12 protein-coding genes are annotated in these 16,034 nt (G+C 44.7%); 10 read left to right on the top strand and 2 right to left on the bottom strand.

What is annotated here, in order from left to right; translation table 11 throughout:
* The first annotated feature begins 13 nt into the window (after positions 1 to 13).
* The 7 genes from DW205_RS15630 to DW205_RS15600 all read left to right on the top strand — a co-directional run bounded on the left by DW205_RS15630 (position 14) and on the right by DW205_RS15600 (position 11,991).
* Positions 14 to 580 carry an RNA polymerase sigma-70 factor gene (locus DW205_RS15630; RefSeq protein WP_008778039.1) on the top strand — a complete coding sequence of 189 codons (567 nt, stop codon included), beginning with the start codon at positions 14 to 16 and terminating at the stop codon, positions 578 to 580.
* Positions 581 to 645: 65 nt separating this feature from the next.
* The gene (locus DW205_RS15625) at positions 646 to 1,686 is read left to right on the top strand and encodes a FecR family protein (RefSeq protein ID WP_005865901.1); all 1,041 of its coding nucleotides are present in this window, start codon (positions 646 to 648) and stop codon (positions 1,684 to 1,686) included.
* Between the two features lie 246 nt (positions 1,687 to 1,932).
* Complete coding sequence (locus DW205_RS15620) at positions 1,933 to 5,193, top strand: TonB-dependent receptor (RefSeq protein WP_229103439.1); 3,261 nt, start codon at positions 1,933 to 1,935, stop codon at positions 5,191 to 5,193.
* 33 nt (positions 5,194 to 5,226) lie between these two features.
* Complete coding sequence (locus DW205_RS15615; protein ID WP_005865904.1) at positions 5,227 to 6,741, top strand: RagB/SusD family nutrient uptake outer membrane protein; 1,515 nt, start codon at positions 5,227 to 5,229, stop codon at positions 6,739 to 6,741.
* A 163-nt stretch (positions 6,742 to 6,904) separates the two neighbouring features.
* Positions 6,905 to 8,290: an SGNH/GDSL hydrolase family protein gene (locus DW205_RS15610; protein ID WP_005865905.1), complete on the top strand. Its 1,386-nt coding sequence runs from the start codon at positions 6,905 to 6,907 to the stop codon at positions 8,288 to 8,290.
* A gap of 67 nt (positions 8,291 to 8,357) precedes the next feature.
* Positions 8,358 to 10,928, top strand: coding sequence for a glycoside hydrolase family 38 C-terminal domain-containing protein (locus tag DW205_RS15605; protein WP_005865906.1), 2,571 nt, complete (start codon positions 8,358 to 8,360; stop codon positions 10,926 to 10,928).
* Positions 10,929 to 11,040: 112 nt separating this feature from the next.
* Positions 11,041 to 11,991: a transporter gene (locus DW205_RS15600; RefSeq protein ID WP_005865907.1), complete on the top strand. Its 951-nt coding sequence runs from the start codon at positions 11,041 to 11,043 to the stop codon at positions 11,989 to 11,991.
* A 66-nt stretch (positions 11,992 to 12,057) separates the two neighbouring features.
* Here DW205_RS15600 and DW205_RS15595 read toward each other — a convergent pair whose 3' ends face one another.
* Complete coding sequence (locus DW205_RS15595; RefSeq protein ID WP_005865908.1) at positions 12,058 to 12,525, bottom strand: hypothetical protein; 468 nt, start codon at positions 12,523 to 12,525, stop codon at positions 12,058 to 12,060.
* Between the two features lie 411 nt (positions 12,526 to 12,936).
* Here DW205_RS15595 and DW205_RS15590 point away from each other — a divergent pair, with 411 nt between their 5' ends.
* Positions 12,937 to 14,217: a DUF2262 domain-containing protein gene (locus DW205_RS15590; protein WP_005865909.1), complete on the top strand. Its 1,281-nt coding sequence runs from the start codon at positions 12,937 to 12,939 to the stop codon at positions 14,215 to 14,217.
* A gap of 45 nt (positions 14,218 to 14,262) precedes the next feature.
* Here the strand turns inward: DW205_RS15590 and DW205_RS15585 are convergent, their stop codons facing one another.
* Positions 14,263 to 14,766, bottom strand: a complete 504-nt coding sequence (locus DW205_RS15585) for a methylated-DNA--[protein]-cysteine S-methyltransferase (RefSeq protein WP_005865910.1) — start codon at positions 14,764 to 14,766, stop codon at positions 14,263 to 14,265.
* 157 nt (positions 14,767 to 14,923) lie between these two features.
* On the opposite strand from DW205_RS15585, the gene DW205_RS15580 reads away from it, so the two are divergent.
* Both DW205_RS15580 and DW205_RS15575 read left to right on the top strand, forming a co-directional pair.
* Entirely contained in the window at positions 14,924 to 15,406 is a 483-nt protein-coding gene (locus DW205_RS15580) for a ferritin (RefSeq protein ID WP_005861772.1), read from the top strand.
* 118 nt (positions 15,407 to 15,524) lie between these two features.
* Entirely contained in the window at positions 15,525 to 15,965 is a 441-nt protein-coding gene (locus DW205_RS15575; protein ID WP_005861774.1) for a DUF695 domain-containing protein, read from the top strand.
* The last annotated feature ends 69 nt before the right edge of the window (positions 15,966 to 16,034 follow it).

The raw sequence follows: 16,034 nt of genomic DNA, 5'->3' as shown, positions 1-16,034 counted from the left end.
TATAATACAAGAAATGTCCACATTGAGCATGAAAGACTATATTATTAAGAACCATGAGTTAGATAAATTTAAATTATTATATCTGGAGAATGCCCCCAGACTGATCTTTTATGCCTCGAAATATGTGGATAGCGATACGGCGGAAGATTTAGTGCATGATATATTCATCAAGATCTGGCAAAAGAAAGAGATTTATTCCGTGGAAGAAGGCTTGAAGACATACCTATTCCGTTCCGTTCAAAATGCTTGCCTCGATTACCTAAAGCATAAATCAATAGAAATGACTTATGCGGATGAGGTTGCTCGTAGACTAAAGATAGAGGAGATAGGTTATTATAATCAGTCGGATGCGGCGGAGCTGGAGAAAGAGCGTCTGGACTCCGTTTACCGGGAAATAGCCAAGTTACCGGACAGATGCCGAGAGGTTTTTACGTTGGCTTATGTGGACGGGAAGAAATCAGTGGAGATCGCAGGAATGCTAAATATCTCTCAACGTACGGTAGAGGCGCAACTCTATAAAGGATTGAAGATCATACGGAATGTGTTGGCACTTCTGGCACTGGTTTTATTTTTTAGATGAAAATACGGTAGAATACGTAAGTAAAAAGAGGAAACCGGTCGTATATATTATAAATGAAACAGAAAATGGAATCTAATAATTCGATAGAAGAACTGATCATACGCTATTTGCAGAACGAGATTCAAGAGGATGAACTTCGGGTGTTGGATGCTTGGATTCATGAGAGTGACGCTAATAAAGCCCACTTCTTTGAGCTTAAGGGGCTTTTTGACACTCGGAAAGAAGTGGCGTTCTTGAACCATTATTCCGTGGAGCGTAGTTGGGAGCGAATGGCTGGAAAGCTGGATGCGATCTCTGGCGTATCTGTGAAATCCAAGGTCCTTGGCAAACAGTTCTGGCTTTCATTCTTGAGATATGCGGCGATTATCGTAATCGCTATGGGAGTAGGTGTGGGTATGAATCAATGGATAAGCAATCGTTTATATGCCGGCGATATGGAATATAACGAGATCGTAGTGGAAAAAGGCGGACGTGCGAACACGCTATTGCTATCCGACGGCAGTAAGATCATACTCAATGCCTCCACCCGTTTTAAATACCCCACCTCTTTTAATGGAGATGAGCGTGTGGTTCATCTGGAGGGTGAGGCCTATTTCGAGGTTGCGAAGAATCATTCGAAACCTTTCATCGTAAAACTAAAGAACCAACAAATCACGGTACTCGGAACCTCATTCAATATACAGGCTTTCAACGATGATCGCTTTAGCGTCACCACCTTATTAAGTGGTAGTATCCTGTTGGAATCTTTTGACGCTCAAGGACGGAAAATGAGTAGCATGAAGCTAAAGCCGAATCAACAAGCCCGGTCGGATAACCGGACCGGCTCTATTTTCTTGTCAGAGACAGATGCCTCGATCTCGAACGCTTGGGTAGGAGGGAAATATCGTTTCAAGGATGAGACCTTAGTCTCTATCGTAAAACGTCTGGAGAATTACTATGGGGTAAATATCCGCTTGGCGCATGACAGTCTGCGGAACATCCGCTACACGGGAACCTTCTCTTTGGATCAAGGTATACAAGAGGTGTTGGATATTATTAACTCGGAGAAACAATTCACTTTCATGAAAGACGGAAAAGATATTCTGATATCGGCGAGAAGCAAATAACAAAATAATAGATGTATAACCTTAAACATTGGAATTGCCTATGACAAATACTTGATCACAAAAAAAGAATCGGGACTGACACCACTCACCCCCGATCCTTATTCGTTTTTAATTTATGAATCACCTTTCTCGCCAGTCCGCTGAAACCGTGCGATCGAGGTAAGTCCTTAATAAAAAAACATTTACAAATTTATGGAAAAAGTTTGGAATAGTGATGATCTATTACCTAAAAAATTTAAATCAATCATGAAGATCACATTGCTTTTTTTAATACTGGGTATATTGCATGTCTCGGCGGATACCTATGCGCAAAAAGCTCAAGTTACGGTAGAAGTAAAGAGCGGGACGTTCTATGATGTCGTCTCGGAGATTGAGAAACAGACCGAGTTCATGTTTTTCTATAAGAGCGAGGATATCGATAATAGTAAGCAGGTGGATATACAGGTGAAGAATCGCCAAGTTACCGACGTGTTGAATGAGTTGTTGAAAAACACGAACTTGACCTACCGCATATCAGGTAAGCACATCACGATCTTGAAGAAAGACGCCGTACAGCAACAAAAGAAAAAGATCTCCGGTACCGTTACGGATCCGGATGGCATACCGGTTATCGGGGCCAATGTCGTGATTAAGGGTACGACGGTCGGTACCGTTACGGATCTGGATGGAAAGTTTAGCTTGGATGCGGCTAATAACGATATCCTGTCATTTTCCTATATCGGCTATGCGGAGCAAGAGATCGAGGTCGGGAATCGTACACTGTTTAACGTGAAGTTGGCCGAGGATTATAAAGCGCTTGAAGAGGTCGTTGTCGTTGGATATGGTACGATGTTGAAACGAAACTTGTCAACTTCAGTGGGTTCCGTAGACTCGGAGAAGTTATTGGAGCGTCCGAATGCCACGAACGTATTCCAAGGATTGGCCGGAAAGGTAGCGGGTGTTAATATCGCTTTGAATTCTGGTGCGCCGGGTGGTAGCCCTGCGATAAAAATCCGTGGTATCGGTTCTTTGAATTCTTCCAATACACCGCTATATGTGGTCGATGGTGTGGTTGGCGTGGATCCGGACCAGATTGATCCGAATATAGTTCAGTCTATCGATATCTTGAAAGACGCTACTTCCTCTTCTATTTATGGTGCGAGAGGTGCGAATGGTGTTGTGGTGATAACAACGAAGGAAGGTAAGAAAAATACAACGAATATCTCGTATAATACCGTTTTGTCTGCCGGAACGTTAGCTCGTAAAGTCGATGTCTTAAATGCGGAAGAGGCTTTGGATGTATTCAAGCGTGCTTATGAGGCTCAACCGGGACGTATCGCTCCCCATCTGGATCCGAGCAATATGTTTACGCATAAGAATGACCTGTTCAATCCGGACGGGACTCCGAAATATGATACGGACTGGCAGGATGCCGTGACCCGTACGGCTTTTTCTCATCAGCATTCACTTAGTTTCTCCGGAGGAAGCGATAAGCTGACCGCTGTGGCGAATGTAAGTTATAAAGATAATCAGGGTATTATGTTGGAGACTTATAAACGTCAGTTGAATGCGTTTATCAATGTAGGATGGGATTTGAAAGAATGGTTCCATTTACAGGCCATGTTGAATGTTGGATCTAGTAATGCCCGAAACTCGGAGAATGCGATCTCTCGGTATACATTGGAAGCATTACCGTTCCTTCCGGTTCAATATGAGGATGGTACCTATTCCCGTAAAGGAGATTATCCAGGTGCGGAAGATACGGAGAATCCCGTGAGGATTTTAAAGGAACGTAAGAATATCGATAAGAATCAGTACACGTTGGCTAACGTGATTGGTACGTTTAAGATTACCTCTTGGTTAAAGTTAACGACTAGCTTCAGCCGCCAGGATGGTTCTTATATCAATTCATCTTATAACCCGAGTACCTTATTCGGCTATGGAGATACTCAAAAGGGTAAAGCGGAGAAAGCACATCGAAATACGATGTCGTGGACGAATGAGGACTACTTGACTTTTGATAAAAGCTGGAATAAGCATAACTTGAATGTCGTAGCGGGAGCCAGTTGGTATTACTCAAAAACAGAGAAAAGCGAGCTAGGGGCCGAGAATTTCTTCGATGATTATTTTGAGTACAATAATATGGGAGTCGGTACCGTACGTTCTAAGGTTGGCTCAGACTATACGGATAATAAGATGAATTCTTACTATGCCCGTATCAACTATAATTTTGACAATCGTTACTTATTGGGCGCTTCTTTCCGTGAGGATGGTTCTTCTCGTTTTGGCTTGAATAACCAATATGGTTTCTTTCCTTCATTCTCGGCCGCTTGGCGTGTATCCAATGAGAATTTCTTCGAGAACGCGAAAAAGGTGATTGATGATATGAAAGTCCGTTTGAGCTACGGTACGGTGGGTAACGCGGAAATCGGTGATTATGCGTCTATGGCACGTTATGAGAATAAACGCCTTCCTTTTGGCAAGGATATGACGACGATCGTTACGTTGAAAAGTATGGCAAATCCGGATTTACGCTGGGAGAAATCCAGACAACTTGACGCGGGTATCGATTTGAGTTTCTTTAATGGGCGTATCGAGTTTATGGCGGATTATTATCATAAGATTACGACTGATTTATTGTATGAGCTACAATTGCCTTCTAACTCGGGATATGAGAAAACTATGACAAATTTGGGTAAGATCCGTAATCAAGGTCTTGAGATGAGCTTGAATACACGCAATATCCAAAGCCGTGATTTCTTATGGACTACCTCTTGGAATTATACGATGAACCGCTCGATGGTACTGGATATAAATGATAATATTATCGGTAAGTGGGGAGGACGCATTGAAGAGGGACATCCTTTAAATGCTCTTTACGGCTATGTTCGCCTAGGTACATGGGGTACTGATGAGGCGGAAGAAGCCGCTAAGTATAATAAGAAACCCGGCGATATCAAGTATTGGGACAAGAATGGTAATGGAATGAAGGATGGCGAAGACCAAGACTATATCGGAAATGGCGCTCCTAAATTCGAGATGAATATGACAAATACATTCTCGTGGAAAGGCTTCACGTTTATGTTTGATTTGCAATGGGTATATGGTAATAAGTTGATTAACTTCACTCGCCAGTTGATGGGTAACCGTGTGACATTCTCCAATGCTTATGCGGACATTCCGGTGAACGCTTGGACGCCGGAAAACCAAAACACGATGGTGCCTAGCTTGCGCCTTCCGGGAGATGGATATGAGAATGACGTAGATTCTTGGAGTTGTGAGCCGGGTTCGTTCTTGCGTTTACGTAATATCGGCTTGAAATATGACTTTAGTTCCCGTATGCTTTCTGCCGCTCACATCAAGAGTTTATCCTTGGGATTCAATGTGGAGAATGCGTTCTTGATTACGAACTATTCTGGTAGTGATCCGGAGGTAACGAGTTATGATGCCGTATTTGAGCAGGGAGTGGATTTTTATACCTATCCCAAACCTCGTACGTACTCATTTACTTTAGGTGTTAATTTCTAATTATTTAATCTTTACTTCGTAAAAAACTAAGATATGAAAAATAAAGCGCTTGTATGGATGTGTGGCTTGCTTTCCGCAATAATGGCTTTTACATCCTGTACGAATTTTTTAGAGGAAGACCCGAAAACCTTCTTGAGTCCTTCTGAATATTATACGACAGAGAACCAGATAAAGGCGGCTGTGGATGGCACTTATGACGGGCTTGATGATCTGTTGAGTTCCGACCTCGAGATTGCTACAGTTCACCTTTTTAACTTGGAATATCTTGTAGGTACTAGTTATCGTCCTCGTGCGGCCGGTAATGAGCAGAACCAGTTCTTATTGCTTTCCGGTTTGGAAGAGAGTAACGGCATTATTCGTAACTTCTGGAAGACTACTTTCTTTCCTTTGGAAAACTGTAATAGCGTGATTCAAAATGTTTCCGCTACGGATATTATTAGCGAGAGCCAGAAAGCGAAGTATCTGGGAGAGGCTTATTTCTTGCGGGCATATTACTATTTCCAAGGGGTACAATTATTCGGGGATATCCCGTTGAAGACGGAACCTACGGTAGACCTGAATACGGTGAAGATCCCAAGGTCTCCTAAGGAGGATATTTATAACCAGATCGTGGAAGACTTGAAAAAGGCGGAGCAGTCCGGGCTGGATTGGAGTGATAAAACAGGCCATGTCTCTATGGGAGCGATCAAGACCCTTTTAGCTAAGGTTTATTTGACAATGGCAGGTTATCCGCTTCAAAAAGGAAATGAGTATTATCAATTGGCTTACGAGAAAGCCAAGGAGGTTATTGATAGTGGAGCCTTTAGCTTGTTCGCTGATTATAAGGATTTGCGTGCGTCAGAGAACGAAAATAGTGGTGAGCATATTTTTATGATCCAGCGTGAGGCGCAAGATGCCGGGGCTCCTTTCCATTTTGGCCTTTTGCCTTATCCGGAACAACCGATTTCCATTACTCCGGCTTATGGGGGTGGTTTGGCTCCTCGTAAAGAGTTTTATGAAAGTTATGATGACCAAGATATTCGTAAACGGAATGAGGAGTTTTTCTATACTTCTAAACCCAAATATGGTGATCCGGAGACAACGATTACTTTGGATGTTCCTTATTTATGCAAATATTGGGATGAGAATGCCGAATCTACAGGAAAGAGCGGGGCGAATATTCCGGTTTACCGTTATGCGGACGTTCTATTAATGTGTGCGGAGGCAAAAGCTACCTTGGATGGTGGATCTACTTCCGACGCTATAGCTGTGGATGCTTATTTCCAAGTTCGTCACCGTGCGTTGCCCAATGAGGCGAGACCGACTTCAATCACGGTTGATCAAGTATTGAAAGAGCGTGCGTGGGAACTCTGTTATGAGTTTACAGGATGGTATGATATGTTGCGTACTCACCGTGCGTTTGATCCGGTATCGAAGCAAATGGTTGATTTATTCGGCTATCAGGCGGTTAATCATACGTATCCGTTTAAAGAATCGGATTTGGTTTTCCCGGTACCTTTGCGTGAGAAAGAACTGAACCCTCTGCTCGGTGAGGATGTCGTTCGCTAAAAGTAAGCGAGCGATTCTCTAGACTAGAGGTGTGTGGGAGGATATTACTATCCGTAGTAATCCGGATTATTATCCATGATAAATACGATTACTATTGATAGTAATATTTTTTAACACGGTATATATTATTCATCACAAAAAATTAGAGAAGAGAGAAATAGAGATGAAAAGATATGTTTTGTTTGTCTGTTTGTTTTTATCAAGCCTTGCTGGAGTATATGCTCAGTCGATAGCTCCGTTTCAGAAAGGAGATCGGATCGCTTTCGTGGGAAACAGCATTACTTGCGGTGGTCATTATCATTCATATATCTGGCTATACTATATGACCCGTTTCCCGGATCAACGCATCGATATCTTTAACGAGGGAGTAGGTGGGGATGTAGCCGAGATGATTTACCAGCGGTTGGATAAGGTTTTCGAACATGAGCCTACGGTGGTGACGCTATCTTTTGGCATGAACGATGTCGGCTATATGGATTTTCGGAAGCCGGGGGCGGATACGATCGCCCGGAACCGGGTAGAGAAAGCTTGCCGGGATTATGCCTTTATCGAGGAGGTCTATAAGAAGTATCCGGAGGTGAGGAAAATCTTGATCGGAAGCTCTCCTTATGACGAGACTTCTCGTTTCAATAAGGTCGCTTTCCCGGGGAAGAATACGCCGATCTTGGAGATCGTGGATTTCCTGAATGCCCGGGCCCGGGAGAATCAATGGGGATTCGTGGATTTTAACCGCCCGATGGTAGCGATCAACCAATGGGAGCAAGCGGAGGATTCCATGTATACCTTATGCGGGAAGGATCGTATACATCCCTCTACGGACGGGCATCTGGTCATGGCTTATCTCTTCTTGAAGGCGCAAGGTCTGGCCGGTAAGCCGGTAGCCGATATCCGGATAGACGGAGCGGGGAAAAAGGTGACTCGCTCGGATAATTGCCGTGTCTCGGATTTGTCTGTTTCCTCGGATAACCTTACTTTTACGTACGAGGCGAAATCGCTTCCGTATCCTATCGATACCTCTTATTATGATAATGAGAAACATACGCAGGCAGATGCCTTGAGTGTTATCCCTTTTATGGATGAGATGAATTATGAGGGATTGTCCGTGAGCGGTTTGTCGGATGGATATTACGGGTTGACGATCGGTGGGGAGTTTATCGGTCGTTTTACGGCGAGGGAGTTGGAGCGAGGCATCAATATGGCTCTTCTTCAGAATACCCCGCAGTATAAACAAGCGATGAAGATCCGCCAGATGAACGAGGAACGCTGGTTGAAAGAGCGTAAGATGCGTGAATTTTATTGGGTGGAATATAACTTGATGCGGAAGACGGGCATGCTTTGGGCCTGCAACGAGGCTGCCGTGGACACCTTGCGCAAATACCGTCCCCACGACATCTTCTTGCAATGGAACGGCGACCTTTGGCTACAATACATGCACAAGGGGATTCGTGAGGATTGCGTGAATGAGCAACAGGATCTGGTTAACCGGATCTATGAGCAAAATAAACCAATCCCCTTGCGAATAGAGATCAAGAAATTTACAGACTTGTAGAGACGGGGCGTGCCCCGTCTCCCACCGACTGGAAGTATTCTAAATGTGAATTAATAGTACATATTATATGAAAAAGAAACTAGCGATATTCGTATTAAGCCAATTCTTGTTGGCCGGTTGGGCAGATGCCCAACAAGCCTATTTCATCGATGGCTATCATGGCGGTATCTACGGGCATTACCCGGTGGGGCAGACCGCCTTTATCGCCCAGAAATTAAGGCAGAATCCCAACTGGAATATCAATATCGAGATCGAGCCTGAATCATGGGAAGTCGTACGGCAACGAGACCCCGAAGGTTACGAGGCTTTCAAGCGCTTATTTAAGGATCAATCCGTGGAGAGCGGGCGGATCGAGTACGTAAACCCGACCTATGCCCAAAGTTATTTCTTCGGGACATCCGGCGAGAGCGCTATCCGCCAATTCGAATATGGAATACGGCTGATCCGGAAACATTTCCCCGAGGCGGTATTCACCACCTATTCGGCGGAGGAGCCTTGCTTTACCAGTTGCCTGCCCTATATATTGAAGTCATTCGGCTTCTCGTATGCCTCTACTAAGAACCCGAATACGATGTGGGGTGGCTACGTAAGCGCCTACGGAGGTGAGTTGGTGAATTGGGTAGGGCCGGATGGTACGAGACTTACCACCGTCCCCCGTTACGCCTGCGAGGATTTACAACCCGGCTCTTGCTGGCAATCCATCTCGTGGTTCAATACGGAGGACTACATCCATAAATGCTTGGATGCCGGTATCCAGCACCCGGTCGGCATGTGTATCCAAGATGCCTCATGGAGCCATGGTTGGGATAAAGGCCCTTGGCTGGGACAGGATACGACGGGCTATTATACGCCGACCGTCTATAAGACTTGGCGGAATTACATCCAAGACTGTTCCGTCGGGACTACTCAGGATGATTGGCATTTCTCGCAAGAGGATGTCCTAGGTGGCTTGATGTGGGGAACGCAGGTCATGCAGCGTTTGGCCGGAGAGGTACGGGTAGCCGAGAACGCTATCGTGCGTGCGGAGAAAATGGCGGCTTACGCTCGCTTATACAAAGGCATGGAATGGCCGACTGAACGTATCGATGAGGGATGGCGCACGCTTCTATTGTCGCAGCATCATGATTGCTGGATCGTTCCTTACAATCGATTACAAGGGAAAAAGACATGGGCGGAGACGGTTACGGATTGGACTGGGGTGACCAATCAAAACAGCCGTCAGATAATTGATAACGCTTTGTCCTTATTGAAAGAAAAGGAAGGTGAATCCACGGTGTACGTATATAATACCTTGGCTACCGACCGGAATGAATTGGTGGCGGTGGAAGTTCCCGTCTCATGGAGAAACTCGGATTGGGTGGTTCTTGATAAGCAAGGAAAGAAACAACCGGCTCAATGGTTGACGGAAGACGGCATTTCAAAACTCTTGTTTCGTGCGCAAGTCCCCTCGGCCGGTTATGCCTCTTATGCGATCCGGAAGGCAGAGGATAAACAGTCTGGAACCTTGAAGGCTGAGAGACAGAAAGACGGTACGTTTCGCATGGAAAGTGATTTATACACCTTGGTGCTAAACCCCTCTAAAGGAGGTGTAATAGAAAGCTTGAAAGCGAAAGCCGTACGAGGCAAGGAATTCGTGGATAACCGGAATGAACGTGGGTTCAATGAGCTTCGGGGATATTTTATCGACGAGGGTGGTTTCCTTTCCAGTATGGATCAACCGGCTGAGGTGAGCGTGTTGGAGCAAGGGCCCTTATTCGTGAAGGTAGCTGTGAAAGGCAAGATCGGAAAGTATTCATTTACCCAAACGATCCGGTTAACGCAGGGAGAGCCTCGCATCGATATGAGTGTTAAACTGGATTGGACAGGAAACCCCCGTATTGGTGAGCCGGGTATCGAATTCCGTGCGGATAATCCTCGTAAGTCATTCTATGACGACCGTTACAAACTTCTGGTATATCTGCCTATCCAGATCGCCAACCAACAGATTTATAAGGATGCTCCGTTCGATGTTTGCGAGAGCCGGTTGGAGAATACCTTTTTCAATCGTTGGGATAGCATCAAGCATAATATCATTTTGAATTGGGTGGATGTTACGAGCAAGGATAACTCTTGCGGTCTGTCATTATTCACGGATCATACGACCAGCTATGCGCATGGTAAGGATTTCCCATTGGCCTTGAACGTACAATACGCCGGTAAAGGCTTGTGGGGCCGGGATTATATCATAGACCGTCCGACCGAGATCTCGTATGCCTTGATCCCTCATGCCGGAACTTGGGAGAAAAGCCGTATTTGGACACAAAGCGAACGACGCAATGAGCCTTTGGTCGCAACCTTGGGCGGCGATGCTACCTTGACATCCGGTTCCCTTTTCCGGATAGAGAATAATGCCTACGAGTTGGTCTCCATGGTCTATAAAGGGAATGACCTTTATATCCGCCTATTCAATGCCCAAAGCGATGCTTCCCCTAAAACGATAATCTTCCAAGGACAAGACGTGAAAGCGAGCTTGGTGGAATTGGATAACCGTCTGGTTGAGGACTTAACCGTCACCGAGAAGAAAGGCGCCAGTTCAATGCGTCTTTCTATCCCCCGTTACGGAATAAGGACATTAAAACTAAGCTGTAAGAATATCTAATGTAGAGACGGGGCATGCCCCGTCTCTCTTTATCCCTAATTAATCCCCGTTTCTCTTGCCTCTTTCGGTGGAAAGATGTTATTTTGCATCCCGAATTAAAAGAATAGGCGTTATGTTGAAATTCTTCAAGACATGGACACTCCCTATCTCCATGTTAGCGGGTGCGATAGGGTATTTTGTTTTCGCCAATGTTACTTTTCTGGAGCCTACAAAGCCGTTCATGTACACTTTAATAGCGTATCTGACGCCCTTTTTGATTTTTGCCCAGCTGCTCCTGACCTTCTGTAAGATCTCTGTCCGGGAATTGATGCCCAGCCCTTGGCATGGTTGGCTATTGCTTATCCAAGCGGTTTCCAGTTTGGTGCTTGCCGCCTTATTGCTCTGGCTGCCAATGAGAGAGGAATACCGGGATGTGTTCGAGGGAGCGATGGTCTGCCTGATTTGCCCGACCGCTACGGCGGCCGCCGTGATTACGGGTAAATTAGGGGGAAGCGCCTCTAGTCTGACTACTTATACCTTATTATCGAATCTATTAGCTGCGATTGTCGTGCCGCTGGTCTTCCCATTAGTGGAACCGCATGCCGAGATTACTTTCTTCGCCGCATTCTTGAAGATCTTGGGAAAAGTTTTCCCATTGCTGTTATTCCCGTTTTTCCTCGCTTTGTTCTTGCGTAGATTCATACCACCTATCCATCGCTTCCTTGCGGGGCTTCGGGATATGGCCTTTTACCTCTGGGCCGTCGCTCTAGCTATCGTGACCGGGCAGACCGTGAAATCCTTGGTCAATAGCGAGGCGGAGATTTATGTAGAAATCTTGATCGCTTTAGGCGGCTTGATAACCTGTATCGCGCAGTTTTATTGGGGAAAGCGCATCGGCACGAAATACAATGACCGTATTAGTGCCGGACAAGCCTTGGGGCAAAAAAATACCGTGTTAGCGATCTGGATGTCTTACACCTATTTGAACCCCTTGTCTTCTGTTGGCCCGGGGAGCTATGTCCTGTGGCAAAATATTTTCAATAGCTATCAGCTGTGGAAAAAGAGGAAAAATGAGCTAGAATAATAAATGCGACCCGGAAAAAGGCGGCACACCGAAATAACGATGGAGCCGCCTCATTAATTTTCTTTCCTATCCTCTTATCAGTAAATTGAAGCAAATCCCAAATATGAAATAAGCTACATAGCAGAAAACGGAAACACCTAGGGAAACAAGCAGTTGTTTCATGAAAGACTTTTCCTGCCGCATATAATTGTAATTGAATGTAGCGCCCACAAAACCGAATACGGCGCCGATCAATCCCCCTAAAAAGATGAGTAACACAGGCAGTCCGCCCACGATATACTCTCGGGTAGACAACCGCTCCTCCAAATCGATTTTCTGTCCACGGAATACAGCGACGTGAACAAAGTCAAAGCCATAGACAATCTTTATCTCTTCCTTTTCCCCATTGGTATTAGTCACATAGTATTTCGGATTGAATCGTCCTTGTCTTTCGATTTCTCTGCCGTCTTGATATAAACGCTGCTTAAAAGGGCCGTACTCCAATTTCAAATCGCCTTGTACGCCTTCCAACGTAAAATTTAACTCTCTCACCATACTTGTTTGTTTTAGAATTAAGTCTATTTACAAAGATAAATAAAAGCTTTGATTTCCGTTGCTCATGAATTCTTTATTTATACATTTCTTCATCCGCAAAAAGCCTTGACTACATCAAGCAACATTGGCCTTCTTATGCGAATCAAGTCCTATAAGTTTAATTTTATTCCTTATATTTGCGAATACGTTGAATGATAGACTCTCTGTAATATGATAACAACAATCGCCCCATGGGATATGAATTGTTGATTTGGGTAAAACGTGGTGAATTACATGGAACAGCGTTCGTTACGCTTTGAAGCTATAACCATCATATATTTATCTTAATTGCAGGATATACGTTTACGGGGAAAACTTATTGGCTCAAAGGTGATCAAGTTGTCTATTTCAGTATAATAATTATTCATACTTATGGAAAAGGAACAAACGGATGAAAATAGTTGGGAATTTCATCTGACAGATAAGATCGCCCATCTTTCCAAAATGACCTTGGAAATGCATACGGAGTTTTGGCTTAGTACACTCCAGACATGGTTTCGTGGCTATCAAACACCCGAAGAGTATAAAGCGACGATTTGGGGGAGGGAGGTAGACCTATGCATCTCCATCGCTCCCTTGGAGACACCGACCGAGAAATTACCTATCATTGAAGAGAAATCGGCAAAAGGTAAGAATGAGCTGCTTCCCCCGGAACAGCAAGCCTACGTAGACGAACTCAAAAAGAAGATAAAAGCTCTCAAAAAACTCCTGCCGCCTAAGGTGGACGAGGCGTTAGAGCAACGCTATTTGGATTACATGAACGCCGAGAGGATTAAGGTAATCATTCAAGACTGCACCAAGATATGGAGCAACCCGGATTTGCCCGTTGAAGAAAAAATCAGTCAGCTCATTCCTTATAAAATTGAATTATATGACCTTGTGCGTAATGTCCAACTGCCGGATGATTTGATGCGTGCGGATACGAATATTTCAATTACAATGGCCACTATTCAATTCTTTGCGCAAAGCGTAGAGAAAAATGCGAAGAAAAACAAAATAAAAACACCCAAGCAGGTACGTCAATTAGTGAAATTTACCAATGACATCATTACTCGCATGGATGAGGGTCAGAATAAGCTAAACGGCGTTGAGCGAGATATGACTAAGGAAGAGTCTAAAGCCTATGATGCTTATCTTGATATAAAGATTGGAGCAAGGTCTGCCCTTCACTCGTTTGAAAAACGATTGGAGTTATACGAGCGACTTTGGGAAATGCCCTCGGTTTCTATCGGTACTAAAATTGAATGTTTGAATGAGACCATTAAACTAATTAGGAAGCAATGCGGTAAAAACTTGGAGCCCCGTTGTCCGCACGAATCCCTTATCCGGAAACATCTGAAAGCTATTAGTGGCTATATGAATAGGCTGGAAGAGGAAGGGGAAGCGATATGGCAATTGCGCATGGCCGACGAATTGCTCCCGACAGCAAACGCATGGCGGGAAGATTGTGAACTTCCGGCATTGTCCAGAGAGGAGTTTGCCCTCCAAGTAGAATTGCAATCTGTTCATATAGAGACCAAGGAGAAAGAAGACGGCTCCATCCATTACGAACTGGAGCTTTTTTTCCAAGACACGGAAGACACTTTCGCCGGCCACTTCCTATATGCTGATATTGAGGACCATGAGGTGAAGGAGATAACGTTAATGGGATAGTTACATTCTATGTTTGTCCACAAGGATTTGCAAGGTAAAGTCTCTTTACGATACTTTTGGGACCCGTTCGATTGTAAGCAGGCTCCTTTTTTTGTCGATACCTCCGGCGTATCCGGTTAGGCTGCCATCGCTGCCTACGACACGGTGGCAGGGGATGATGATACTGATCGGGTTATGGCCTACCGCTCCTCCGATCGCTTGCGTAGACATGCTCGGGATACCTTTTTGCCGGGCGATTTCGCCGGCGAGCTCCTTGTAGGTTACGACTTCGCCATAAGGTATTTTGCTCAATAAGTCCCATACCGCAAGTCGGAAAGGCGTATCCTCCAGATGGATAGGAGGGGTGAAGCTGGGAATCTTACCCATGAAATAGCTATCCAGCCACTCTTTGGTTAACTCGAATATCGGCAGTTCTCTTTCTTGGTGTTCCGCCGATAAAGTGGCGGCAAAATATTTTTGCCCGTCGAACCATAATCCTGTCAGGTGGTCGCCATCGCTGGCTAGGGTTATTTCTCCCAAGGGAGATCGATATTTGTCGGTGTATTGCATGATGTTTATCAAATAAGGGCGTAAGTTAGAAAAATTTTCGAAAGTAGCCAATATCTAAGGGCGGAAATGAGATAAGGAATCCTACTTTTATTTATATTTGCATAGTGAAATTTCGTGAACGGATAATACTTCAACATTTTTAAACAATGATAAAATTATGATCTTAAGTAGAAATTTATCAGAGGCGTTCAATGCCCAAGTTAATGCGGAGATGTGGTCTTCGAATTTGTATTTGTCAATGTCCGTGTATTTCCAGAAAGCAGGGTTGAACGGTTTCGCCCATTGGATGAAGAAACAAGCGGCTGAGGAATTGGAGCATGCTCATAAGTTGATCGATTACGCCTTGGATCGTGGCGGCGATATTACGATCGGCCAGATCAACGTGGTTCCGACAGGCTGGGGAAATCCGTTGGAGGTATTCGAGCATGTTTACAAACACGAGTGCTATGTATCAGAGTTGATCGACAAATTGGTTGATATCGCCGAGGCTGATAAGGATCATGCTTCCCGTGATTTCTTGTTCTGGTTCGTACGCGAGCAAGTAGAGGAAGAATCTACGGCTAAAGAGATCGTGGATCAATTGAAGAATTATGGGGAATGCCATTACGCCATTATGGATCATAGATTAGGAAAGAGATAATAAATTTCCGTCGAGAAATATAAAAAGGCTGTATCTTCACCGGACGCAGCCTTTTTTGTCGTATTTTTACCCGGTAAAGTCAGTAAGGAATACTTATAGATAAATAGAAAATATAAATATGAGATTAAGCGATGTATGGTTTACGGCTCTCTCGGAAAACGAGTCAGGGCAAATGATTACCGTTTACGGGCGGGACGAGTTGAATGAGTTCACCGAATCCGGTAAGTTCAAGGAACGTGTCGAGATCACTTGGAAATACGAGGGAGATGGGAGAGGCCTTCCTAGCGATGACCTTGGCGAGAAAATGGAGGCCGTGGAGGAAGCGCTTCGTAAGGCGATGGAAAAGAAAGACAAGCTGGCTATCCTGACGGGTGTCTATACCGGAGGAGGAGAGAAGGTCTGGGTGTTTTACACACGTACCGTGCGTGTATTCGGCGAACGCTTGAATGAGGCCTTGGCTCCTTTCGAGTTACTGCCCATCTCTATTTATACCGAGATGGATCCGGATTGGGAAGAATATAAGGATATGTATGAGATGAAAGAGTGGGCGGTGGATTGAGATCCTGTGCTTCGAGTTTGGCGTGAAAGGTATCTTTTTGATTGAAATACCTTCTTTTTCACGACACGG

The organism is Parabacteroides sp. AM17-47 (genome assembly GCF_003434625.1).
GTDB classification, from domain to species: Bacteria; Bacteroidota; Bacteroidia; order Bacteroidales; family Tannerellaceae; genus Parabacteroides; species Parabacteroides distasonis.
Note: the sequence above shows the minus strand (reverse complement) of the source record. Positions and strands in the feature narration are given on the sequence as shown.